This is a genomic window from Actinokineospora spheciospongiae (genome assembly GCF_000564855.1).
GTDB classification, from domain to species: Bacteria; Actinomycetota; Actinomycetes; order Mycobacteriales; family Pseudonocardiaceae; genus Actinokineospora; species Actinokineospora spheciospongiae.
This window is the reverse complement of record NZ_AYXG01000004.1, coordinates 22,551-45,044: the sequence shown is the minus strand read 5'-3', so window position 1 is coordinate 45,044 and position 22,494 is coordinate 22,551. Positions and strand designations below refer to the sequence as shown.

General features: G+C 68.6%; 16 protein-coding genes. 2 read left to right on the top strand and 14 right to left on the bottom strand.

Features of this window, described 5'->3' with window-relative positions; translation table 11 throughout:
- Positions 1-30 precede the first annotated feature (30 nt).
- Positions 31-936: an aminoglycoside phosphotransferase family protein gene (locus UO65_RS00385; RefSeq protein ID WP_035277622.1), complete on the top strand. Its 906-nt coding sequence runs from the start codon at positions 31-33 to the stop codon at positions 934-936.
- Here UO65_RS00385 and UO65_RS00380 read toward each other — a convergent pair.
- The 5 genes from UO65_RS00380 to UO65_RS00360 are packed head-to-tail and all read right to left on the bottom strand — an operon-like array spanning position 926 to position 4,062.
- A complete protein-coding gene (locus tag UO65_RS00380) occupies positions 926-1,783 on the bottom strand; it encodes an FAD binding domain-containing protein (protein ID WP_035277620.1) in 858 nt (285 codons plus the stop codon). The genes UO65_RS00385 and UO65_RS00380 overlap by 11 nt on opposite strands.
- The gene (locus UO65_RS00375) at positions 1,780-2,253 is read right to left on the bottom strand and encodes a (2Fe-2S)-binding protein (RefSeq protein WP_035277619.1); all 474 of its coding nucleotides are present in this window, start codon (positions 2,251-2,253) and stop codon (positions 1,780-1,782) included. The genes UO65_RS00380 and UO65_RS00375 overlap by 4 nt, the downstream gene beginning before the upstream one ends.
- On the bottom strand, positions 2,250-2,975 hold the full coding sequence (locus UO65_RS00370) for an FkbM family methyltransferase (protein WP_152551900.1): 726 nt from the start codon (positions 2,973-2,975) through the stop codon (positions 2,250-2,252). The genes UO65_RS00375 and UO65_RS00370 overlap by 4 nt, the downstream gene beginning before the upstream one ends.
- Positions 2,976-3,017: 42 nt before the next feature.
- On the bottom strand, positions 3,018-3,788 hold the full coding sequence (locus tag UO65_RS00365; RefSeq protein WP_035277617.1) for a class I SAM-dependent methyltransferase: 771 nt from the start codon (positions 3,786-3,788) through the stop codon (positions 3,018-3,020).
- A 10-nt stretch (positions 3,789-3,798) separates the two neighbouring features.
- On the bottom strand, positions 3,799-4,062 hold the full coding sequence (locus tag UO65_RS00360; protein ID WP_035277615.1) for a nucleoside triphosphate pyrophosphohydrolase family protein: 264 nt from the start codon (positions 4,060-4,062) through the stop codon (positions 3,799-3,801).
- A gap of 224 nt (positions 4,063-4,286) precedes the next feature.
- On the opposite strand from UO65_RS00360, the gene UO65_RS34120 reads away from it, so the two are divergent.
- Positions 4,287-5,078 carry a transposase family protein gene (locus UO65_RS34120; protein WP_200873261.1) on the top strand — a complete coding sequence of 264 codons (792 nt, stop codon included), beginning with the start codon at positions 4,287-4,289 and terminating at the stop codon, positions 5,076-5,078.
- Positions 5,079-5,933: 855 nt separating this feature from the next.
- Here the strand turns inward: UO65_RS34120 and UO65_RS36460 are convergent.
- The 9 genes from UO65_RS36460 to UO65_RS00310 form a co-directional block, all read right to left on the bottom strand.
- Complete coding sequence (locus UO65_RS36460; RefSeq protein ID WP_161784396.1) at positions 5,934-6,098, bottom strand: hypothetical protein; 165 nt, start codon at positions 6,096-6,098, stop codon at positions 5,934-5,936.
- Positions 6,099-6,695: 597 nt separating this feature from the next.
- Positions 6,696-9,812, bottom strand: a complete 3,117-nt coding sequence (gene cas3, locus UO65_RS00350) for a CRISPR-associated helicase Cas3' (RefSeq protein ID WP_084175179.1) — start codon at positions 9,810-9,812, stop codon at positions 6,696-6,698.
- Complete coding sequence (locus tag UO65_RS00340; RefSeq protein WP_035277608.1) at positions 9,809-10,429, bottom strand: RNA polymerase sigma factor; 621 nt, start codon at positions 10,427-10,429, stop codon at positions 9,809-9,811. The genes cas3 and UO65_RS00340 overlap by 4 nt, the downstream gene beginning before the upstream one ends.
- Positions 10,426-10,773: a hypothetical protein gene (locus tag UO65_RS00335; RefSeq protein ID WP_035277606.1), complete on the bottom strand. Its 348-nt coding sequence runs from the start codon at positions 10,771-10,773 to the stop codon at positions 10,426-10,428. Before UO65_RS00335 ends, UO65_RS00340 begins: the two co-directional genes overlap by 4 nt.
- 584 nt (positions 10,774-11,357) lie before the next feature.
- Positions 11,358-12,437, bottom strand: a complete 1,080-nt coding sequence (locus UO65_RS00330; protein ID WP_233427381.1) for a tyrosine-type recombinase/integrase — start codon at positions 12,435-12,437, stop codon at positions 11,358-11,360.
- Between the two features lie 661 nt (positions 12,438-13,098).
- Complete coding sequence (locus UO65_RS00325) at positions 13,099-14,349, bottom strand: TIGR02679 domain-containing protein (protein WP_035277605.1); 1,251 nt, start codon at positions 14,347-14,349, stop codon at positions 13,099-13,101.
- Positions 14,346-19,394: an SbcC/MukB-like Walker B domain-containing protein gene (locus UO65_RS00320; protein WP_152551899.1), complete on the bottom strand. Its 5,049-nt coding sequence runs from the start codon at positions 19,392-19,394 to the stop codon at positions 14,346-14,348. Before UO65_RS00320 ends, UO65_RS00325 begins: the two co-directional genes overlap by 4 nt.
- On the bottom strand, positions 19,391-20,818 hold the full coding sequence (locus tag UO65_RS00315; protein WP_052020299.1) for a DUF2398 family protein: 1,428 nt from the start codon (positions 20,816-20,818) through the stop codon (positions 19,391-19,393). The genes UO65_RS00320 and UO65_RS00315 overlap by 4 nt, the downstream gene beginning before the upstream one ends.
- Entirely contained in the window at positions 20,815-22,395 is a 1,581-nt protein-coding gene (locus UO65_RS00310; protein WP_035277604.1) for a DUF2397 family protein, read from the bottom strand. Before UO65_RS00310 ends, UO65_RS00315 begins: the two co-directional genes overlap by 4 nt.
- Positions 22,396-22,494: the final 99 nt, after the last annotated feature.

The window sequence follows — 22,494 nt, the reverse complement described above, 5'->3', positions numbered from 1 at the left end:
CCGGGGGATGGTTCGAGTAGGGTTCGCCTTGTGGCTGAGACGGAAACTGAGATCTCCGCGGACTTCGTCGCGGCGCTGCTCCGCGACCAGCACCCTGACCTGGCAGGCCTGCCGCTGGCCTTCGGCGCCCGCGGATGGGACAACCAGTTGTGGCGCTTGGGCGACGACCTCGCCGTCCGGCTCCCCTGGGCGACCACCGACGCCGACGAACTGCTGCGCAAGGAGCACGCCCTGCTCCCCGCCCTGGCGCCGCGGCTGCCGCTGCCGATTCCGACCCCGCTGCGGTTGGGCGAGCCGTCCGACCGGTTCCCGCACCCGTGGCTGATCACCACCTGGGTTCCCGGCACACCCGCCGACCGCGACCCCGTCACCCGGCTCGAGGCCGCCAGCACCCTGTCCGCATTTCTCTCCACCCTGCACGGAACCGCTGCCGACGGGGTACCCGCCGGGAGGCACAAGCGCGGCGGCGACCTCGCCGACACCAGCGAGGGCTTCGATTTCTTCTTCGAAGACGCGGTCAAGCGCGGGCTGCTCCCCAACCCGGGCGCCGTCCGCGCGGTCTGGGACGAGGCGGTGACCGCGCCGAAGTGGACCGGCCCCCCGGTGTGGCTGCACGGCGACTTGCACCCGGCCAACCTGCTGACCCGCGACGGCGACCTTTGCGGTGTGATCGACTTCGGCGACACCTGCGCGGGCGACCCCGCCTGCGACCTTGCCGCCGCCTGGCACGTGCTGCCCGACGGGGGGCTTGACCTCTTCCACCGCGGCTACACCCCCGGCGCCGACGCGGCGTCCCTGCTGCGGGCCCGGGGGTGGGCGGTGACCAAGGCCCTGGCCTGTCTGATCATCGGCGACAATGGGGTCCACGGCCGACCAGGCGGCAAGCCCAGTTGGGGCCCGCCCGCGAGCGCGGCCCTGCGCCGCCTCACCAGCTGAGCGCGGCGACCACAGCCCGACGGGTCAGCACGCGCGCCAGGTGGGCCAAGTAGGCCTGCGAGACGCCCTGGCGGGCGAACGGTTCCATTGTCCCGTCCAGCAGGTCAGCTGCCTTCGTGACCGCCTCCTCGGTGACGTCGGCTCCGACCAGCGCCACCTCCACCGCTGTGGCTCTAACAGGTGTGCTGCCGCTGTTCGCCAGGGCGATGTGCGCGTCGGTGAAGCAATCGCCCACGCGGCGCACCATGACGGCGACGCCGAGCAACGTCGGCTTTTGCGCGGACAGGCGGAACTTCTCGTAGTGCACGGTCCAGCCCTCGCCCATCTTGGGCACCCTGACCCCGACGAGCAGCTCGTCAGGCTCCAGAGCCGTCCGGAAGGGACCGACGAAGAACTCGGCGCTCGGGATGACCCGCTCGCCGCGCGGTCCCTCCACGATGATCTCCCCGTCCAGGGCAAGCACAGCGGCGGGCGGGTCCCCGGCCGGATCGGCGTGCGCGACAGACCCGCCCAGCGTGCCGCGGTGGCGCACCGCCGGGTCGCCGACATGCCGCGCGACGAGGGACAGCAGCGGGGCGTGTGCCCGGACCCGGGCGTCGTGCAGCAGCTCGTGCTGGGTCGTTGTCGCGCCGATGACCAGGTGATCGGGTTCCTCGACGACCTCGCGCATCCGGGACAGGCAGCCCACATCCACCAACAGCGTGGGCCTCACGAGCCTGCGCTGCAGCATCCGCACCAGACTCTGACCGCCTGCAATCACCTTCGCGCCCGCGCCGCCGGCTCGCAGGGCGGTGACAGCGTCTTCGACGGTCGTGGGACGCGTGTAGTCGAACGGTGCGGGGATCACGCCGGACCGCCCTGCTCCCGCCCTGCGGCGATCACCGCCGCAATGATGTTCTGATACCCCGTGCAGCGGCAGAGGTTACCCTGCAACGCCTCCCGAACCTCCTCGGGCCGCGGGCAGGGCACCCGGCCCAGCAGGTCGCGGGCGGCCATAATCATCCCGGGGGTGCAGTAACCGCACTGCAGCGCGTGCCGCTCGTGAAAGGCCCGTTGCAACGGGTGGCGCTCGCCCCGTATGGCGATCCCCTGGATCGTGGTCACCGTGCTGCCGTCGGCCTGCACGGCGAGGACAGAGCAGCTCTTGGCGCTCGCCCCATCCAGGTCGACCGTGCACGCCCCGCAGTTGCCGGTGTCGCAGCCGATCGTGGTCGCAGTCAGGTTCAGCACGTCGCGCAGGAAGTGGACGAGGAGCAGCCGGGGCTCCACCTCCGACTCGTGCACCACACCGTCCACGGTGATGACGACGCGCCTCACCGACAGCCTTCCGGCCGGGCACCTGACGACCGGAAGAGGCCGTCGAGCATCAACATCTGCCCGGTGGTCTCGTCGCCGCGATGGTTCTGCTCCAGCGCGATGATGTCGAAGCCGCGCTCGGTGAGGAAGTCCAAGATGTCGCAGAACGAGGGCGCGCCCCGGTGCACAGCGACCAGGGGCAGTTCGAGTTCGAGCAGCGCGAGGTCGTCCAAGTGCGGTCCCGCCCCTTCGAGGACGGACAGCTCGGCGCCCTCCACGTCCAGCTTGAGGTGGACGCGCTGGCCCGCACAGCCCAGCTCCGGCCACAGCGAGCGCAACGAGCGCACCGGGACGGTCTCCACACCGGCTTCGACGTCCCGGGGCCACATCCGGGAGTGCAGTTCGGTGCGCTGGAACATCGACGACCCGAGTGACGTGCGCGTCAGGTGCAGCGTCGCCTCGCCGTCCGCGACCCCCAGAGCCGTGTTGTGGCAGTACCAATCGACATCGGACGCCGCCTCGTCCGCCAGCACCGCGAAGGTCGATGACGCGGGCTCGAACGAGTGAATCCGCCCTCGAAAACCGCATTTGCGCATCCACTTTGCGTACTGCCCGCCATTGGCGCCGCCGTCGATCACCACGTCGACTTCCCGCAGCAGGATGCGCCGCCGCTGCCCCGCCGACATCAGGTTGCCGCTGTGGGGCGGGAGGTCCCGCACTTCGCGCGGCGCTGGACTGACCACGTCTCTCCTCCAAGCGGTAGCGTGCTGGTTGGATGGGGATTCTCAGTCCCCGGTCTTCACGGTTCGCAAGCAGCGGCAGGCCATCGGCAGGTCGACCGCCTGGTTGCTGGCCAGGCCGAGCTGGTCGCGCACGTACCAGGCCACCTGCTCGTCCACTTCCGTCCGCGCCTCAGCGGGCAACGCGACTGCACTGGCGTCCGTACCGAGGTGACCGACCAGCTCCGCGACGGTCAGAGTCATGGACCAGGACAACCTGCGCTCTGCCACAGGGGCGAACCACGGGTCCGGCCGCGGGTCGACGACGTCCTCGGTGGGTGCCGCTGCGCCGACTCCCCCAAGCGCCTCGGCGCGCGTGGCGCGGGTGAAGCGGTCGAGGTCCGCAACCCAGGGGACGGATAGGTCGCGGTGGTTCCACAGAACGCCGAGGACGCCGCCGACCCGCAGCACCCGCGCGATCTCGGGCATGGCCCGTGCGGGGTCCATCCAGTGCCAGGCCATGGCGATCACAACGGCGTCCGCCACCCCGTCCGGCAGGGGCACGTCCTCACCGGTCCCGGCCACCAGCTCGGCATCCGGGCACCCGCGCGCCAACGCCTCGCGCATCCTCGGATCCGGCTCCACCGCGACGACCCGAGGCACCCGTTCGACCAGCGACCGCGTCATCGCACCGGTCCCCGCGCCGAGGTCCACCACCGCCGCGCACCCCGCAGGGAGTAACCAGTCCAACGCCGCCGCGGGCACCCCCGGCCGAAACCGGTCATAACGCTCGGCGATTTCCCCGAACGCCAACCCCCGTGACGTGCTCTCCGGCATGGCCGCCCCTTCAGTCGGACCGCGCGGCGTTCTTGTCGACCTTGACCTGCACCTCGCGTCCCAGGTCCAGACCAACCATCTCCGCGATGCTCGACGCGTAGAGCACCACGTCGGCCAACTCCTCGGCGAGGATCATGTCCTTGCGTCGCCACGCCGTGAACGCGGCGGCCACCTTCTCTTGCAGCATGCAGAACTCCATGGGCACATCGGTGGTGTTGAATCCCTTCAACACCTTGTTCTGCCACGCCTTCTGCTGTACGGAAATGATGTCCATGACTGCTCCCCGAGACAGGTTCGCCGCTGATACGCCCCCGATCCTTCCGCCCATCCGCCACCACGCCTAGTGGCGCTTCAGCCAGTTAAGGATGGTCCGTTGCCCCGCCCTAACTACCTCGTGCATGGTTGCGGACATCGACTGGGATGATCTTAGTGCGGGTCATGTGGCTGTGGTGTCGAATCGTCGGGTGACCGGACTGTCGGCGGGGGGTGATCGCGGATATGGTGGCCGAGATCGGCCCGATGTGGCAGGCGCGTCAGGCCGCCCGGTTGACAGACAGGCCGCGGCGGCGGGCACCGGGTGCGGGCACGGAGTACCGGTTGGTGTTCGTCGACCGACTGCTGGCGACGCTGGCGTGTCTGCGTCTCAACGCCACCCATGACGTGGTGGCGGCGTGGTTCCGGGTGGATCGCTCGACCATCACCCGTGCGGTGAACGAGATCCGCCCGCTGTTGGCTCAACGGGGTTGTCGTGTCGAGGGTGGTGTCCGGTTGCGCACCCTGGCCGACGTCGTCGCCCATCTCGATCACACGGGGTTGACGGGGTTGATGGATGCGATCGAAATCGAGGTTCGCCGTCCGAGCGTGAAGCGGGCGGGGCGGCATCGGTTCATCTCCGGCGAGTCGCGCCAGAACGCCATGAAGGCGTTGATCATCGCCGATGCGCAGGGGCGGTTGTTGTTCTGCGGCGCCACGTGCCGGGGCAGCACGAGTGGCATCACCCAGGCCCGCAACGCCGGGATCGTGCCGTTGCTCGAGTATCGCGGGGTGGAGATCCTCGCCGATGCCGGATACCAGGGACTCGGTGCCCAGACCTGGGTAACAGGTCGTCACACCCACCCGGAAGCATCACAAGAAGGCCCTCGAACGCATGCCGGGCATCGCCGGACTCCGCGCAGCGAAAAGAAGGGAGCACGCTTCCCGGCGGGTTCGGGTCGAGCATGGCATCGCCCACCTGAAGAACTGGCGCAGCCTCGCCCGCCACCTCGGCCACCGCGAAACCCTCGACCCTAACCTCCGTGCCGTCGCCAGGCTGCCGTTCGACTTCCAGCACGAAAGCCGACTGCACCGTCGGCCAGTCGCAGCCCTCAACCCGGCAACCGGATTGTGATCACCAACAGTCGTTTCCCCAGCTCAACGCGCCCCGATACCAACCATGCACGAGGTCGTTAGGCAGTCCGCTTCCGCCTGGTTCGACTGGGTTCGAGCATGTGGCTCGGGCCACTTCTCGAATGTCGCAGCCAAGGGCCGCACCTGATGCGCGGACGGGTTCGTCGAAGCCACCAGCACATGGTCGTCGGGATATGGCGTGGTGACCGTCATCATCCGGATGCCGGTCCAACTCAGCGGTGTGCTTCGTGTGCCGTTGGCACAGCCAGGCCCGCGGTGTGCTCAATGACGTCCCGGGGCCCGACGCTTTCGGGGTGCACCACTGGTCTGCCAGCCGGACGGACTCGGCGTTAGCCTCGGCGACGACCCCGTCGGGGACATGGGAGTGCAGCGCCACCGACAGCGCTGCGGCCGCGGGGGTCCGTCGGCGCCCACGGCTAGCACCTCCAGCCAGCCGGGCAGCCCGTTCCAGCAGCTTGGGGTCGGCGGGTACCCCGGGTACCGATTCTGACCGGGGTCGGGCAGGGGGCCAGGACTGGGAGCGGCGCGCACGTACCGCATGGCCATTAGTGTCACCGGGTTGGCGGCCAGGTCCATGACCGAATCCTTTCCGCCCAACTTGCTCGGCGGCGGGTCCGGCACGTACCCGTCGGTATGCCCGCGTGCTCGCTGTGAACCGGTCAGCCTCAGTGGCGGTGAACTCCAACTGTTTGACGACCGACAACGCTTGGTCGTCGAAGCGCCCGTAGCAACGGGCGATCAACGCCAAGGTGACCGCAGCGGCGAGGCCATGCCCCAAGATGACACGGTGACGTGGGCCAAGACCTCACCGTGCAGGCCGTCGAGGACTTCGTCGGCGGCCACGAACTCGGTGTGCCCGCCCTGCGCGGGGCCGCCGACCAGTTCGCCGACCCGATCGGTCATGTCCGCAGCCGTTTGCCCACGCGACTGGGCACCGGAGGCAGCTCAGTTGGGACGCCCCGGGTGGGGTGGGCGATGCGGACATGGGCGATGCGGACAGCCAGGTCGCCCATGCGCTCGGCACCGTAGTAGGCGGCCAACATCGCGCAGGTCCTCGGCCACTGAGGCCTGCAGGGCCAACAAAGTGTTGGCCCTGCTCCTCACACCGGTCACGCCGCTCGTCGAGGTCGCTGTCAGCGGCCAGTACCTGCTCAGCCAACGCCAGGTTCGACTCCAACAACGCCTGAACGAGGACCTGCTTCAGCGATCCGTCCAGACCTTCCGGTAAGTACAGGCGCACCGGATCGAGTAATTCCCAAGAGCATCGCAGCCTCGGTATGGACTCGGTTCTCGTCCGCAACCAGCATCACGGGATGTCATAGCCGGCGAACTGGCGGGCCAGTCTCAGACCGATGCCGCTGAAGACCTCGGTCTCCACAGCCAAGGAATTGGGAATAGCCCCGCTCGCGCGGGGAAGATACTTCTTGAGCTGCGGTTTAGGTGGCTTTCGACCGTACGGCTGACGCCCGGCCTGCCGTTGCTCAGAGTTGTGCGGTCGAGTCAAAGGATGGGTCGGGCTCGTTCATGCAGCAGTCCTCTGTGCGGGTCGTAGGTGAGGTGGTGGCCATACAGGACGGCCTTGCGGTTGTCATCGAGCACCAATATGAGCTGACCGGCAAGCAATGGGGTGAGGTCGAAGCTGGCGATCCGAGTCTTCTCCAGTTCGGCGATGACTCCACCGTGACTCAACGCCATCGGCAGTCGCAACGAACAGGTGGAGATAATTTTAGCTTGTGTCCAGGGAACCCTTTCATACTCTGGGATCTGCTCCCTGCCACCCTTGATCCAGTCGGGCAGCAGCAACCTACCGTCGGCATCGCGCTGCACGACCAGCACTTCCAGTGGTTTTTTGCCGTCACGAGTCTGGGCGGCGCCCTTCGCCTCGCCCTTGGCGTTCCCCTCACTCGCGATCAACCAGCCCATGGGCGTGCCGCGGTTGGTTGCCCGGTCGGCCAGAAAGGTGGCGGCCGAGTCGGTTCGCCATTGTGACAATGCCTCCGTCTGCGTAGCGGCGGCGCGCATCGCAGGCTGCCAGGAGTCCGGACCTAGCGCTGTGGGACCGTATGCGGACTGCACGAGCGGGGCGATGTCATCGGGAAGCACGATGGTGTCCCGGTCGGCCAGCAAGGCGGCGGACCGCAGCAGCGTGTGGTCATCGAAAACCCGGCGTGACCCCGCCACCGAAACCACCGGCGCGGCGGCCCAATCCTCGACGCCGACCACGGCACACCGCGAGGTTCGCATTCCGGTGGGACGGATGTGGTCATGCCGGTGCAGTCTGCCCAACCGTTGCAGGATCAGGTCAACGGGCGCGAGGTCGGTAACCATGAGATCGAAATCAAGATCCAGGGAATGCTCGACCACTTGGGAGGCTACAACGATGTGCAATCCGGGCCGGTGATCACCGAACGGACCGAACCGTTGGGCTAGGGACCGGTCGATCGCTGCCCGGTCACACGCCAAGAACCGCGAGTGCGCGATGGTCACCACCTTGACACCGAACTCTTTCACGAGCCTTGCGGCGGCCTCCTGCACCCGGGCGACCGTGTTGCGCACCACCACGACGCAGCCGCCGTCGGCAAGGTTTTCCCTGAGGTAACGGACAAGGGTATCGAGGTCATCGGCTAGGCGATCTACCTTAACCAATGTGGACTCAGCCACCGCCTCGATCATCGTCGACCCCCCCATGGATGTGATGGCCGGGTACCCCAGGTGCCCGTCGGTGATCGTCGCCATAGCACCCTTGCCTTCGGCATAGGCGCGGACCAACTCCGCCCGGTAAGCGTCGGGCAATGTAGTCGACAACAGCACCACAGGCGCACCGTATGACCCGAGCCAATGCAGGACATGGTGCAGGTAACGCGACATGTAGACATCGTAGGCATGCACCTCGTCGATGATGACGACCTTGCCTGCAAGCGCGAGGTGCTGCAGCATCAGGTGCCTGCTCTTCAACCCGGCGAATAGAACTTGGTTGATGGCACCAACCACGAAATAGGCCAACCTGCCTTTCTTGCTACCGTTGATCCACTGGCGCAAAATTGCCCGATTGTCATTAATCTCTCCGACGCCGAGATGCAGATTGCGGCGGGCCAAATCGGAGTACTCGTCGTCGAGGTGTGCCTTCCTGTGTGCGAGGGTGGTCGACACAGTCTCATCCCCCGGCAGCCGATCAAACCAGTGGCGTACACGCGAGAGCATCGCGTCAGCCGTAGCCTGGGTGGGCAACGCGATGAAGTACCCATCCGCCCCACTGCGGTGGGCCAGCACCTCGGCGGCCAGCAATGCGGCTTCGGTCTTACCCGACCCCATTGGCGCTTCGATCACCACGATTCCCGACTCGGCTAGCCTGACGGCCTCTTCGACCGCGGCACGCTGCACAGGCCTTGCCGAGAGCTTGTCGAACCGGGCGCGGAAAACCTCATCGAGATCATTCACCACAGCGCACGGACGCCATCGCGGCAGTGCCGGTCGCTCCCATTCCTCCTCGCGCAGTTCTAGCGGCCGCTGTGGGCGTGTGCTGAGCACGGCGCGCACCTGCGCCACGGCTTGCTGGCGGCTACGCGCAAACGGCGTCGTCGACCTGCGTACGCCCGGTTCGACCTCTCGGCTGGGCACTGGCGTGCGACTGGCCGCGGCGACGTCGTCTGCTGGGGCCTGGGACGGTTGCACGGCAACATCCGGTGAGTGTGAGGTGTCGTCGAAGAGCAACTCGGGGGCGTCTTCCGCGAGGTGGTCAGAAGCAGACTGCTGCATGTCGTGGGTGTTTGCCGCATCGGGGGAGGTCGTCAGCAGCATGTGCATCCTGGCCAACATGTCGACGAGTTCGTCGGGCTTGAGGCCGCCGGGCCTTGCAATCGCGCGTTCCACGTCCTCTTGAAGCGTGACTGCGCTTCGCGCCCACGCTGCCTCCGCTTCGTGGCTGGTTGCCCTCAGCAGCATGACGAGTTCGCGCAGTTCTTGGAGCAGGAGAGGCCCGGTTGGCGTGCCTGTCTTGCTGGGTGCCAAGCGCGCAAGGACGCCCCACGCTTGATCGAAGCGATGTATGTCTGGGGAATCGTTCTCGACGGTTGTCCGGTCGTCGGCTGCAGGCTGGTGCCCCTCACGCGGGCGGCGGATGTTGTGGCGAGCCTCAGCGATGAGACGTTCAGCTTCGGCACGGGCATCGTCGACCAAGTGTCGAGCCTGGTCCTCGGCGTGCAGTGCGACCTGTTGGGCGTCGGCGCGGATACGGTCAGCGGCACAGTGGGCGTCGCGGACGGCGTCGGCTGCGTTCGCGAGGGCGGCCTCACGGCGTTGTTCGGCGTCGCGGGGCTTAAATGGAATGCCTTCGATGATGTGCTCGGCATCGGGGGTGTGCGGAGTTTGGACAAGAACCTCGATATCGTCGAGTGCGCGTCGAGCGCCGTCGGCGTGGTGATGAAGGGCGGTGCGGTACCAGCGGGCAGCGGCGTGCAGATTGCCGTGGGCGAGGTGGTCGGCGGTGAGGTCGGAGGCGTCCGCACCGATGAGCGCCGAGTCGACGGCTGCCAGTCGATCGGCCTGCTCCTGGGGGGTGAGCATGGCGGCGGCGGTGGCTAGGGCCTCGATGCTGTATGCGTTGGTCTCTGGGATCATCGGTTGTCCTCCTCCGGGGTCTTGTCACGGTGTCGGCGGTAGTTGGCTCTCAGGCGGGTGCGACCCGCGTGGAGCCGGGCCTGCAGCCCGCGGACGCTGAGGCCGAGACTGGCCGCTGCGGCGGCTTGGTCGAGCTTGTCAACATGGACGAGCAACAGGGCTTGGCGCTGCGGGTCGGGGATGCCGTCGAGGAGTTGGGCGAACACGCCGGGACGGTCGAGGGCATCCACAACCTCAGCGAAGGCGTGTTCAGCACCGGGATCGGCCAAGCACTCGGCCAGTGGCCGCACGCCGTCGTGGTGGGCGCCGTCGAGGCCGCGGAGGTGGCGACGTCCGACCTCCTTTCGGGTGTTGTCGAGATGGTCGGAGATCCGGCGGTTGAGGATCGTCCAGAAGGTCTTGGCGATGCGTTGCTCGTCGAACCCACCCTCGCGGTGCCAGTACAGGTACAGGTCGAGCGCGGTCTGCTGGCAGATGTCGTCGGCGGCGGCATTGTCGTAGCCGATGCTGCGCATGGTGTGGCGGAAGTAGACGGCGGGGATCTTCGCGAGGACGGCCTCCAGCGCTTGGGTGTATGTGCCCCCTTTCTGCTGGCCGGGGATGGGCAACTGGCTCACCGGAGAGCGTCCCCCGACTCGATCTCTCGCAGCTCGGACCCAATCTCGGCTCCAAGGCCGGGCCGCGGGACGGGCAGGGTCTGCGCGGTCGCGGTCTGCGGGGCGCCGGGGACGTCGTAGGACATCGACCAGCACGCCCCGTCCGGTTCGGTGAATGTGGCCTCAAACCGGCCGCCGTGCTGGCCAACCGTGTCGGCCAAACCGATGGCAGTGTCGCCGCGGTCGCGAGCCTGATGCAGCCCGGTACGGGCGGTGATCACGGCGTCGACGAGCCGGGCAAGGCGGCCGCGGCCGCTTGCGTCAATTACGAGGGGGTCCCTGCCGCCAGCGGGGTCGGCTTGCACGGGTTCTCCTTCATATCCATGGTGCGCCTCTCGGGCCTATTGCACTGTTCATCTCGTCGACACCGTCGAAACCACACAACGTGTGACTCAAGTCTCACCACAGCGTTAGCAGCGGTGTCCATGGAGTTCGCCGACAGGCGGAGGTGCCCTGCTCGTCCTACTGTCACAGTGTCAACCGGTCTCGACGGCAACGGTGGTCATGACCCAACCCACCGTTGCAGATGACTACCGCACCTGCCTGGGCCGAGCGGTCAAGGCCGACCCGTCGCGGCGCCCCAGAGCCTCCGCACTGCCGCAGAGCGATGAGCGGTGCCGAGTGAAGGTTGACGAAGTCGACTCGGTATGTACGGTCCAAGCGCTGGACAACAGCAAAGCCGACTATGCCGATGAGAAGAAGCAAATGGGAGATCTGAGCTTATCCCAAGAGGCGCAAAGTGCGCCCAGGCGACGCCAACCACCACGAAGCGGATGGCCGAATTCGCATTTACGCAGGTGGGGGTCAAGGGGTCGCAGGTTCGAATCCTGTCAGCCCGACGGCCGTGACCAGCGGGTTTGTCCTCACGGACAAGCCCGCTGGTCTCATTTTACGGGTTTGTGGTCGCAGTGTGGTCGCCTGATTCCTGCCCGGCATTGTCGAGGGCGTCGGCGATGGCCCCGACGGCTTGTTGGGCTGCGGGCAGCAGCAGGTGGGTGTAGACCTGCGTGGTGGTCGAGACCGTGGAGTGTCGCAGTGTCTTCGAGACCATGGCCAGCGGAACGTTGGCACTGATCATGGTTGTCGCGGCGAAGTGGCGGAGGTCGTGGACCCGGATCCTGGGCAGACCCGTCTCGGCGGTGAGGGCGTGGAAGTGGCGCAGCACGTACTCGGGGCGCAGTGGCTGGCCATTCTCGCGGGTGAAAACCAGGTCCCGGCCGGGTTGTCGGGTCGCTTGGTCCCGGAAGGCGGCGGTGACGCGGGGTGAGAGGCAGACCCACGCGTGACTGGACTTGGTCTTCGGGGCGGTAAAGACCGGGGTGGTGTTGTTGATGTTCGACAGGGTGTGGCGGACCAGGAGTACACCGTCGTCGAGGTTCACGTCCTCCCAGTGCAGGGCCAGAGCCTCTCCCTTGCGCAGGCCGGTGCCGACGAGCACCTCGAAGAGGTTCGTCAGCCTGTCGCCCTGGTCGGCGCAGTAGCGCAGGAAACGGGCCGCCTCGGCCGGTGTCCAGCACACCGGCTCGTACTTCGGCGACCGGGGCACCGTCGCGTACCGGGCCGGGTTGTGAGACAGGCGGTGCTGACGGACCGCGTCGCCCAACGCGCTGGACAGGGTGGCCACGCACCGGCGCAAGGTGGTCGCACCGCGGTCGCGTCCGAGCTGGTCGCGGATGTACAACGCGATGTGCCGATGGCTGAGTTCCTCTAACCGCAGCGCCCCGAGCGCCGGGACCAGGTCCTTGGCCACGTAGTCCTCGTACCCGGCCATCGTGGTCGGCTTGAGCTCCAATGCCTTGACCTGCAACCACCGGCGCAGGTACTCGGCCACCGTCTCCCGGTCATCCACATGCAGACCGCTGCGCTCGTACTCCAACACCTTCCCCAAAGCGGACTCCGCATCCCGACGCGTCGCGAACCCGCCGCGACGCATCGTCTTCCGGGCAGTGTCCACCGTCGCCAAGTCCACCGCGAACGACCAACGGCCATGCCCCCTGGTCCCCAACTTCGGACATCTCGCACCCCGCTGCCGCCCATCAGAACCCCGGCAGGCACACCGGCGGTAGACCCTTCCCCGTGTCGGACTCTTCATCACGCACTCCTCGGCTCGAATGGTCCTGTCGGCGGCCCACGACAGGCCGCCCGCACCGAGCGTGCGCGCCATGCGACCACACCGCGACCACAGCGACCGTTTGCCCTGGTCAGAGCAGGGGCATTTGTGCGTCTGTCAGGTGTCTCGCCTGATGATGGCCCGAGACAGGGCGCGAACCTGACGGGCCGGTAACCTGAGGGCTATTCAGCCGTCGCACCAAGGGCACCGGGGAATCGTCCTCGGTTCCTTGCTGAAATCACTGAGTCCGGAGTACGTGGCCGAGCGCCACGCGACCTACCCGGATTAGTCTGGTGAACGCCGCCTTGCTGAACTTCGACGACAGCAAAAAGTAGGGTCGTCTACCAGCGCTGAATCAGGGAACTCGTCACCTACCTCGGGGTGACGGGTAAGGCCCCTGACGCAGCGCCTCACATTAAGACGGTGAGATCGCTTGTCGGGATATTCACCAAATCAAGTGCGCCAACCCGCGATCAGCGACAACTCATTTCTGTTAGCGCAACCTATCCAGGATAGTGGATCATTGTTGCTTTGGTTGTTTTCGCGCCAATAGACGATCCAGCACCACATCATTCTCCTGAAAAACAGCCCTTCTTGTGACCGCCAGCGCGGACGCCAAGCCGGGTGACACTCCGTCGGGCAGAGGCCCCAACGGTGTTACCGACGCGTGCCTGCCCGCTCGTCGAACAATGTCCGCGTCCATGCCCATGATGGCGGCTCCATAGAACTGGTGCACTTGGCGAGCAATGATTAGCCCGTCTCGATCAATGTCACCAGCGTAGGACAAAGGTACTCCGCATTCGACGGCTCGCTGCAGAAACGTATGATCGACGGCGCCCAGATGTCCACTAGTGCATGCCAGCGGAGCGGTGTGGCCAGCCGCCATTGCCGCTTCGAGGACCGAGGGATTCTCGACGACCAGCAGGGGGGCGGAGCCGAGGATTGGCGGGTTCACGGTGAGGTCGTACAGCGTCACCGGAACGGGACCGCCGCCCAGTCGCAGTCGCTGGTCGACCACTCCGGGCCCAGTGGCCCAGACGTTGAGCAACAGCACGGAGGTTGAGAGTCGGTCGGCCAGGACACGGGCTCGGGCCAGCATGGCGCGCACGGCGTCCGGACGTTCCGGTACTGCTTCGGCGCGCACTTCCGCGATCGCCTCCACGAGGCGTCTGCCTGTGAGGGTACCGAGGTCGAAGGCGTGGGGAGTGCCCGCGCAATCGTGCGCCAACTTGGCCAAGGACACGGGTGCTCGCAGGGTGGCGATGCGTGCCAGGGCCGCGCCGAGCTGCTCGGACTGCGCCTCGATCAGCGGGATGTCGGGTTCGGAGACACCTGCCGCCCTGATCCGCCGGGCCAACGAGGGGACAGCGGCCAGGTTCGTCTCCACGGTCGCCCACAGTGCCCGGCGGGCGGTAGTGCCTGCCGCGCGTTCGTGTGCCCGGTTCACCACCGCACGGCCCACGGCCACCTCCACGAGGAGCTGGAGCTGGGCGGCCGCGACTCCCACTGTGGTGAGGAACTCCCGCAGCGGTACGCGAGTGACTCCACCGACGCTCTGGACGGCCGAGCTGCCCCGAGTCCGGCGGGTGGTGGTGTCCAGGAGTCCGCGCAGCACCGCGATGCCCGCCGAGGACATGCCGTCGACCTTCACGGTTGCGAGTCTGTCCGGGGCGTCTCCCGCGCACAGTCTCCTGTGGACCGCCTGCCACAGCGGCACGAGGTCCGCGTCCTCGGCGAGCACCCGGACCACCTCCGGCACGGCGTCGGTCATGCGGTGCCCTCCACCAGAACGGGCTGGCCCGATCCGCTCCACAGCCAGGGCACCGACACCCGCATGCGGCCCATCTGGGTCACCTGCGCGATCATCACCTGTTCCGCCTCCGCCTTGAGCATGGCGCTCATCTCCGGCGCGGTGGCCAGAACGTCGAACTCCCATTCGCGCAGGAGGGCCAGGAGCTTGCGGACGTTCTGCGGGTCGAACGCGGCGTTGACCTCGTCGACGAACAGCAGGCGCGGCCCCTGGTAGCCGGGTGCCTCGTAGGTCGACCACGCCGCGGCGAGCAGCGGGAGCATCGTGGCCAGGCGCATCTCGCCGGTGCTGAACATGGCGAGCGGGTTGGAACGCGGTTTGAGCCTGCGGAAGACCTCGGTGGTGCCGTCGCTGAAGGACGCGTGGGTGACGTCGATGCGCCACTCGTGCCACATGCGGTAGTCGAAGGTGTGCGCGACGCGCGCTTCCCATGTGTCCCCGGTGGCGTCTTCCAAGCGCTGCCGCAGCACGTCATACATCTGTTGGAAGGTGTCGTCGGAGGGTATGGCGTTGATGAGGCCGACCATTCGCTTCGCGTCTGGATCGTCGCGCACAGCCCACTCGACCTTGACGCCCACCCTGGCCACTCCCGTCCGAACTCCCTCCAAGGTGGAGCTGATCTGTCGGACGAGCTCCTGTGCGGCGGCGCGTCGCGTGGCGATGTCCCGCCGCAGCGCGGTGAACATGCTGGTCTTCAGCGTGATCTTGACATCGTCGCGCAGGTCGGACTCGAGTTGCTCCGCGGTCTGCTCCAAGGTGGTGACCGTCGTGTGCAGGTCCTCGCCGACGAGGGCCTCCGGCGCGGCGACGACGGCTCGACGCCAGTCCGTGCGGGGGATCGTCTGCAGCGTCACCTGCCGGTCGTAGCGGGTGAGTTCGGCGCTGACCCGCTTCGCCTCCGCCTCCAAGCGGGACCGGTGGGCCTCGACCGCTCGGGCCAGGTCCTCGCGGGACTGCCCACGCGGCTGGTCGTCCAGCAACCGTGTGCTCCAGGTCAACGCGGCGGTGAGGTTGGCGGGTCTGCCGGAGTCGTCGACCGGGACGCCGTCCTCCACCTTCGCGAAGGATTCCTCGACCAGCAGGTGCACGCGGTCCAGGCACCGTCCCCGTTCCTGCTCGGCGTCGGCGCGGCGAGGGGCGATCCCGTCCAGAGTGGCGCGGGCTCTTTCCTCTGCGAGTTCTGCCCCATGGATGTCGTTGGTGGTGTCCTCCACCGCCTTGACAGCGGCCTCCAATGCCCGCCTGGCCTTGTCGTGGTTCTCGCGCAGCAGCTCGTAGTCGGCACCATGCATCCTGCGCAGGTCCGCGACAGCGGCGGCCTCGGACACAGCGGTGGCCCGGGCCTCGGCCGCCGAGGCCCTTTCCGTCTCGGCGTGTTCTGCCCACTCCAGCGACGCGGCGGTCGCCACCCGGGCCTGTTCGCAGAGGCGCAGGGTCCGCTCGGCGACCCGTTGCCAGGACCGGACCATGTGGGACAGCCGCTGGAGGTCGTCTCGGAACTTCTTGATCTCGGGGTGCCCGGTCGGCAGCATCCGCCCGCCGCCGAGGTCGGCGAGCCGGTTGAGGGCGGTGATCTCCTGCCTCGACCTGTCCTTGGCGAGCCGGGACCGCTCAGTGGCCTCGACGACCTGTGCCTGCGCGTCGGTCGAGCGGCGCTCCGCGTCGTCCTCCGCTGCCCTGGCCTCGGTCAATGCCTGAGACGAGGGAAACCGCTGCCGCTCCTCGTCGGCACCGGCTTGTTCCTCGACCGTGTTCCGCAGGGCGGCGGCGGCCTCGGCCGCCGTCGCCCTGACCTCCTCTGCCTTGTCCGACGCCACCTGTGCGGCGTTCGCCGCGTTCTCGGCGGCGGCCACCACCTTGTCGAAGGCGGTGTGGGCCGCTGACAGCTTCCGCTCCCTGAGCCGCAGGGCGGTCGAAGCCGCTTCGCGTGCGGAGTCGAGTTCCGCTCCGGCCCGCTGTTGTTCCGTGGTGGCGTCACGGTCTGCTCGTTGGGCGACACCGTTCGTGGCCCGAGCTGTTGCGTGGGCCGGTTGCCACAGGGCGGAGCCGGGCAGGGTGGCCTGCTCCTCAGCGGCCTCGGTCTCGTCGTCCTGGCATCGTCGGAGAACGGTGGTGGCTGTTTCCAGTGCACCCTCGAGGACAGCGAGCTGGGTTTGCAGCTCGACGACCCGCGCTGCTCGGGCTCGTTCCCGAGCCGTCGTGCCGATGAAGCGCGACGTGTGGCCGGGTGGTGCGACGGCGGTGATGACTCCGGAACGCACCTCCACACCCGCCTCGACGTCGACGAGGTCGACCGCGCGCAGCAGGGCCTGTATCCGACCGGGTTCGATTGCGGCATCGCGCTCGGGGAACAGGACCTCGGCGAGTGAACGGTCTGCCGCTGGACGGTCGGTTGCCAGTACCGTGTCGCCGACGCGCGCCCGGCCGTCGGCGGTGACCACCGCGTCGAGGATGCCGGCGGCGAGCAGGGCCCCCTCGCAGTAATCGCGCAACTCGGTGGGCACGTCGTCGTGGAAATCGACCAATGACCACAGGGGGTGCCCGTCCGACCTGGTCCGCCACGCTGGTGCGGGGGGTGGGGACGGCGCCTTCCGTGCCTCGGCCAAGTCGGCTTCCACCGCGGCCGATTCCTGGCCAAGCCGCCTGACGACGTTGTCGGCGTCGACGACCTTCCCGTGCAGGCGCCGCGCGGTCTGTTGGGCGGCGCTGGCCACGGCCGACCGCAGGGCGGTGTCGTCGTGCCCGGCGAGCATCTCCAGGGCGCTGCCCGCGACGCGGACCGCAGGTGAGGACTGTTCCAGTTCCGGTTGTGCGACGCTGCGGCGGGCATCGCGAAGTTCCCGCGACAGGCGGGTGGCCGCTGAGATCGGGATGGTCAGAGCAGACCCGTTCAGGTGGCGCAGTCCGGTCCGCCAGCGCTCGGCCTCTCGCTCCCAGTGCCGGAGGGCCTCCAGTGCGGCACCGGTGTCGTCGAGCAGCGCGAGGAAGTGGTCGTGGCGCTTCGACAGCGCGGCCTCGACCCGACGGCCGTGCGCTGCCTCCGCGTCCGCCAGCGCCGCGGCATCCCTGTCCGCCTCGTCATCGGCTTCACGGACTTGGTCGTCCAGGGTCCGTCGGGCCCCGGTCACGGCGTCGGCGGCCGTGTTGGCTTTGTCTTTCTGCTGTTGGGCGAACACGACCGCCTGCTCGGCGGCGCGGTCGGCGCTCTGTTTGCTCCCACGGTGCCCGGGGACGTCGATGTCCTGCCTGATCCGGTCGGTCTGCTGGGCCAGCCAGTGTGCGAGCCCGGCGGGGTCGACCCGGTTGTCGACCAGATCCGGCGCGAGCAGGTCGTCCGGAACCGGTGGGTAGTGGTCGCATCCCCGGTGCCACTCGGCGATCGTGGCCGTCAAGTGCTGCTCGGCCTTGGCCCGATCCGCGGTGTGCCGGGTGAGCTGGTCGGCTCGTTGGGCCGCGATGTCCTGCGAAAGGCGCAGTCGTTCGCCTGCGTCGACCGCCGACTGGTTGGCGGTTCCGACTTTGCCGAGCGCCGTCACCACGTTCTCCACAGCCTCCTCGCGCGCCTCGACCCAGACCAGGGGGACCACTGCCAGCTCGTCGACGGCCAGTTCCACGTCAGGTGCGTCCGGCAGCAGCGCCTCGGGGAGTGTCAGCCCCGCTGTGGCGGCCAGCATGTTCTCCAACGCGCCCGCCGCTCCGAGCGGTCTCCCGGTCGTGGCGAGTTCGTGTGCGATGCCGGACGCGCTCTGCTGCGCTTCCGCCGCCACCCGGGCGGTCTCGGCCGCCTTGGCTCCCCCGGCCCTGGCCTGGTCGATCGCGGTCCGCGCGCGGCGTTCGGCCGCTTCGGCGGCCTCATCCAGCTCTCGGGCGCGTTGTTCCCGGAAAGGGAGTTCGGCCCCAGCGTGCTTGCGGAGCAGGGTCTCAGCGGCGCCCGCTTTGCCTTCCCACTGGGAGCGTTCCTGCTTGCGCTGGATGAGCGCCTCCCTGCCGTCGTCCGCGCGGGCGGTCGCCCGGGCGAGGTCGTTCTCCGCCGCCGTCTCGGATCGGGTCAGGTTGTCGAACTCGGTGTTGGCCGACCGGAGTGACGCTGCGGTGGCCAGCGCGACCGCCTGCCGGTACCGGTCGTAGGCACGGTCGGTCCTCGTGAGCTTCCTCGCCTGGTCCCTTGTGGCGACCAGGCGCGCCTCCTGGGTGGCGATGCGCTGCATCGCCGTCGCGATCTCCGCCAGCTTGACCTGGTCCAGCGCGGGAAGGGCGTCGGTGAGCACGCTGAGCATGTCCTTGGCGGAGATCTTCTCGGCCGTCCGGACGCTGCGCAGCGTCCGCAGGACGCTGAGCAGGGCGTCGTACTGGACCTCATCGAGCGGCGCGAAGAGGCGCAGGCGCACCGCCGCGCGATAGGCGCCCTGGGGGCTGACCGTCCGCAGCACCGCCCCGGCTTTCGTCCGCAGGCGGGCAGCGTCGGTGAACAGCTCACCGCCGTGGGCCGCCAACTGCTCGCTGATGCGTTCGATGCCCACCGGGTTCCGATCCTGCTGCAGCTCGATCTCGTGGCCGACCCGGCCGGACACGAGGAAGAACGCCCTCAGCAGGGTGGGTCCCGAGGAGCGCAGCCACAGGCCGGTGGTCACGTATTCGGTGGTCGCGGTGTCGGGGTCGGTCCGGCCGTACTCCAGCCACCACACCCCGGTCTTGTCCTCCTTCTCCCTGTTGTCGGTGTGCCTGCTCAACAGGGTGCCCGCCGCGCTGCCCGACACGTTGAGCGCGGCCTGGGACGTGTCACCGTCCAGCAGGACGGTGACGAGCCCGGACGCCGTCAGGGACTTCCCGGATCCGTTGCTCCCGATGAAGGCCAACCACCCGTTCGCGAAGTGGAACCGCTCGTCGGTCCACTTCCAACTGTTCAGGACACCGGCGCGGGTCGGCTGCCACCGTCCTTCCACGGCGGGAAGGCCTTGCCGCGCAGCCGATCCGGCCGTCTCCGCACCGGTGATGAGAGCCGTCACCACAGGCCTCCTTCCGAGTCGTCGGGCACAACTGGTCGCTTCGGCACTGTGCCGTCGGATGTCTGGTGGCCACCGGATGTGTGGTGGCCACCAGACCTGTGGTGGCTGTCGGATGTATCGGGTTCGGTGACCTTGACCTGCCACATCCGCGCGGCGGGGGTGGGCCGCCAGTGGGGCTCGGGAGTGGCGGTCGCCTGGTCGGGGGGCTCGGCGACGTCGACGAGGAAGCCCGCGTCGACGAGTTCCGACGCCGCGGCACGGGCCAGGGCGGCCTGCTGCCGGTCGTACGCGGCGGCCCAGCGCGGCAACCGTTCCCGGATCCGCTCGAACAGCGACTCGATCTCCGCGGAGGTCACCGGGGCCTCCCCGCCGTCGAGCATCGGGCGGGTCCCTAGGTGCCGCAGCAGGGCGAGCGCCGCCTGCCTCTCCATGCGTCTGCCGTGGGGGAAGTCCATCGTGCTGCCGAGGCCGGTCGGATCGCCCACCTGCCACCAGTCCCGGCGCACAGTCCCGACGAGTCCGAGCGCGTGCAGGACGTTGAGTGCCCTGTTGCGCCCGGTCGAGCTCTGCAGGTAGTCATCGGCCACCGGGTCGGTGCCGGGGTCGTCGACGAGCCTGCGGACCGCCCGATGACGGCGCACGGTCGTCGCGGTGCGGGCGTTGTGCTCGCCTGGCGCCGCGGTGTCCCAGTCCTCCTCGCCTCCATCCTCTGCGCCTCCGTCGTCCACGTCCGCGTCGTCCGGCACCCGGTCCGAGGCGAGCGCCTCGACGTGTCGGTCAGGGGGCAGTTGCGAGAGCTTGAGCAGGGAGGGCGACAACGATGAGAACCGGGCGGACAGCCGGTCGCGGGACGCCGCGACGACTCCGTCCGCGCCGTCCTCGTCCACCGCGTGGTCCAGGTCGCCCTCGAACACGATGGTGCCGTCGGCGTCCAGGAGGCGCAACGCGTCCACGATGCTCTGCCGGTTCTCCCGCGCCTCGCGCTTGCCGACCTCCTCATCGGGGACGATGCGGAACCTCGGCAGCAACCCGTCCGCGCTGTCGGCCGCGCACACCTGGGAGACGGCCTGCATGAGGTCGTTGACCGTGATCCGAGGTCGTCTCCACAACTGTTCGCAGACCAGAGCCACGACGATCAGCACCAGACGGGGTGCCAGCGGCCGGTCCCGGCTCTCGCGCCGCAGTCGAGGACCGCGCGTTCCCGGTACGTCCTGCCTGCGCTTGTGCAGCCGGACCATGTCCGCGTGTTCGACGACGTCCACCCGCCACCCCAACTCCGTGGCGAAGAACTTCCCGAGTTGCTCCTGCCCGAGGACCGCGGTCCGGTACAGCTCCGGGTCCCGCTCCGCCAGCAGCCTGCCCCGGGCGGCCAACTGCCTGGCGCAGTCGGCGAGGTCCGGGGGCAGGAGTGTGTCCTGTCTCATGCGACGCTCCGGGAAGCCTTCGATCCGGTGCCGATCGTGTCGGGATCGGGCAGGGCCGACTCCGCCGCGGTCACCGTGACGCGCAGCCGGGGTGCATCCAGGTCGCCCTCCGCCAGCCGCACGAGGCTCCGCTCGGCACCGACGGGGACCCGCACCGCGACGAGCACCCCGGCCTCGTCCGCGTCGACCTGACCGACACCGGTCGCGGGGTCGACCGCGTCCAGTGCCGACTGGATGGCGTCGAAGAGCACGGCGGCGGAGTCGGCGTCGAGATCGGTGAAGTGCTCAAGCCCCACTTCGCCTGGGGTGAGCAACGCCGCCGCGCGGCGCCCGCGGCGCTGTGCCTGTTCCCTGGCCTCCGCCAGGGCACGGCTTCGTTCAGTCGACGCGTCGGCCACCTTCCTCGGGCGGCCGCTGGGTGGCCCGTGCCGCTCGTGCTCGCGCAAGGTCAGCTCCACGACGAAGGGAGTGGTCCCGGCGGCCGCTGTGGAGGAGTGGTCGACGTCTTCGCGCGCGGGACCTGCCAGGACGTGCCAGGCGGGCCAGTCACCGAACGCGGCGGCGTAGACCCGGCGGGCCTGTTCGTCGTCAGCTTGCCGGTGCAGCGAGTGCGCCAGCAGTCGGAAGTCGACGGACAGGTCGGCACCGCGCAGGCGTGCGTTGTAGCGTCGGTCGATCGCGTTGAGCAGGGTGTTCACGGCTCCGTGGGCGGATTCGACCAGTGCCGGGATGCTCCCCTCCGGGGTGAACCAGGCTTCCAGTGCCGACAGGAGCGACACCTGCTCGGTCACCCACTGCTGCTGCGCGGAGGAGTCGAGCAGCCCGGCGTGCTCGACAGCGCACTGGACCACGTGCTGGTGACCCACGCGCCGCAGCGCGTCCAGCGCGGCACAGACCCGGACCAAGCCCCGGTCGTACTCCCGCGCAAATTGCCGCAGCGCCTCGACGACCCGGTCGCGGTTGCTGCCGAAGACCTCGTCGCGGGTCACGTCGGACTGCACGAGCCTGCCGAGCGCGTCGTAGAAGTCAGCGGTGACCCGCTGCAGTTCGGCAATCCGCGTGCCCACGTTGCCGAGGTCGGCCCCGAGCAGGCCGTGGGCCTCCTTGTCGTCCGCGTGGGCCAACAGCGTCCGGACCGTCTGTTCGACGCTGTCGAGGAGCTTGCTGGGCAGTTGCAGCGCGCGGTCGGCCGAGGCGACCGCGGTGCGGACGGCGCTGACCACGGCCCGGCCGCGACGGGTCAGCGCCCACGCCTCCTGCCTGGCCACGACACCGCGGTAGTTGCGCACTGGTGCGGCGAAATCCCGGAACGGCTCCGCGAAACCCCAGGTGGCGAGCTGGTCGAGCAGGGCGCGCAGGTCGGCGTCGGTCAACGGGTCGTGGAAGCCGACCGCGCGCAGCCGATCTACGATCTCCGCCACGGTCGACCGAGGACCCCGGGTGCTCAGTTCCTCCAGGGCGGCCAGCAAGGCCGAGTAGCGATCCCGCACGATGTCCTCGGGCAGGGAGAACACGGTCCAGTCACTGGCGACGACACCGCGCCACCAACTTCGGGGCTGTTCCGGCGTGCTGCTCATAGGTGGACTCCTCGGACGACGATGATCGGGCACCTGCGCGCGGGACGGGCTCTTGTCGGCGGGGACATCGGACGGGGCCGGTCCGGTGTGACAGCGGTT

Bases quoted from the DNA above. Each gene is read 5' to 3' on its own strand.
- cas3 (WP_084175179.1), bottom strand. From the start codon at position 9,812: ATGATCCCAGAGACCAACGCATACAGCATCGAGGCCCTAGCCACCGCC.
- UO65_RS00325 (WP_035277605.1), bottom strand. From the start codon at position 14,349: ATGACCGACGCCGTGCCGGAGGTGGTCCGGGTGCTCGCCGAGGACGCG.
- UO65_RS00365 (WP_035277617.1), bottom strand. From the start codon at position 3,788: ATGCCGGAGAGCACGTCACGGGGGTTGGCGTTCGGGGAAATCGCCGAG.
- UO65_RS00315 (WP_052020299.1), bottom strand. From the start codon at position 20,818: ATGAGACAGGACACACTCCTGCCCCCGGACCTCGCCGACTGCGCCAGG.
- UO65_RS00360 (WP_035277615.1), bottom strand. From the start codon at position 4,062: ATGGACATCATTTCCGTACAGCAGAAGGCGTGGCAGAACAAGGTGTTG.
- UO65_RS34120 (WP_200873261.1), top strand. From the start codon at position 4,287: ATGGTGGCCGAGATCGGCCCGATGTGGCAGGCGCGTCAGGCCGCCCGG.
- UO65_RS00310 (WP_035277604.1), bottom strand. From the start codon at position 22,395: ATGAGCAGCACGCCGGAACAGCCCCGAAGTTGGTGGCGCGGTGTCGTC.
- UO65_RS36460 (WP_161784396.1), bottom strand. From the start codon at position 6,098: ATGACCGATCGGGTCGGCGAACTGGTCGGCGGCCCCGCGCAGGGCGGG.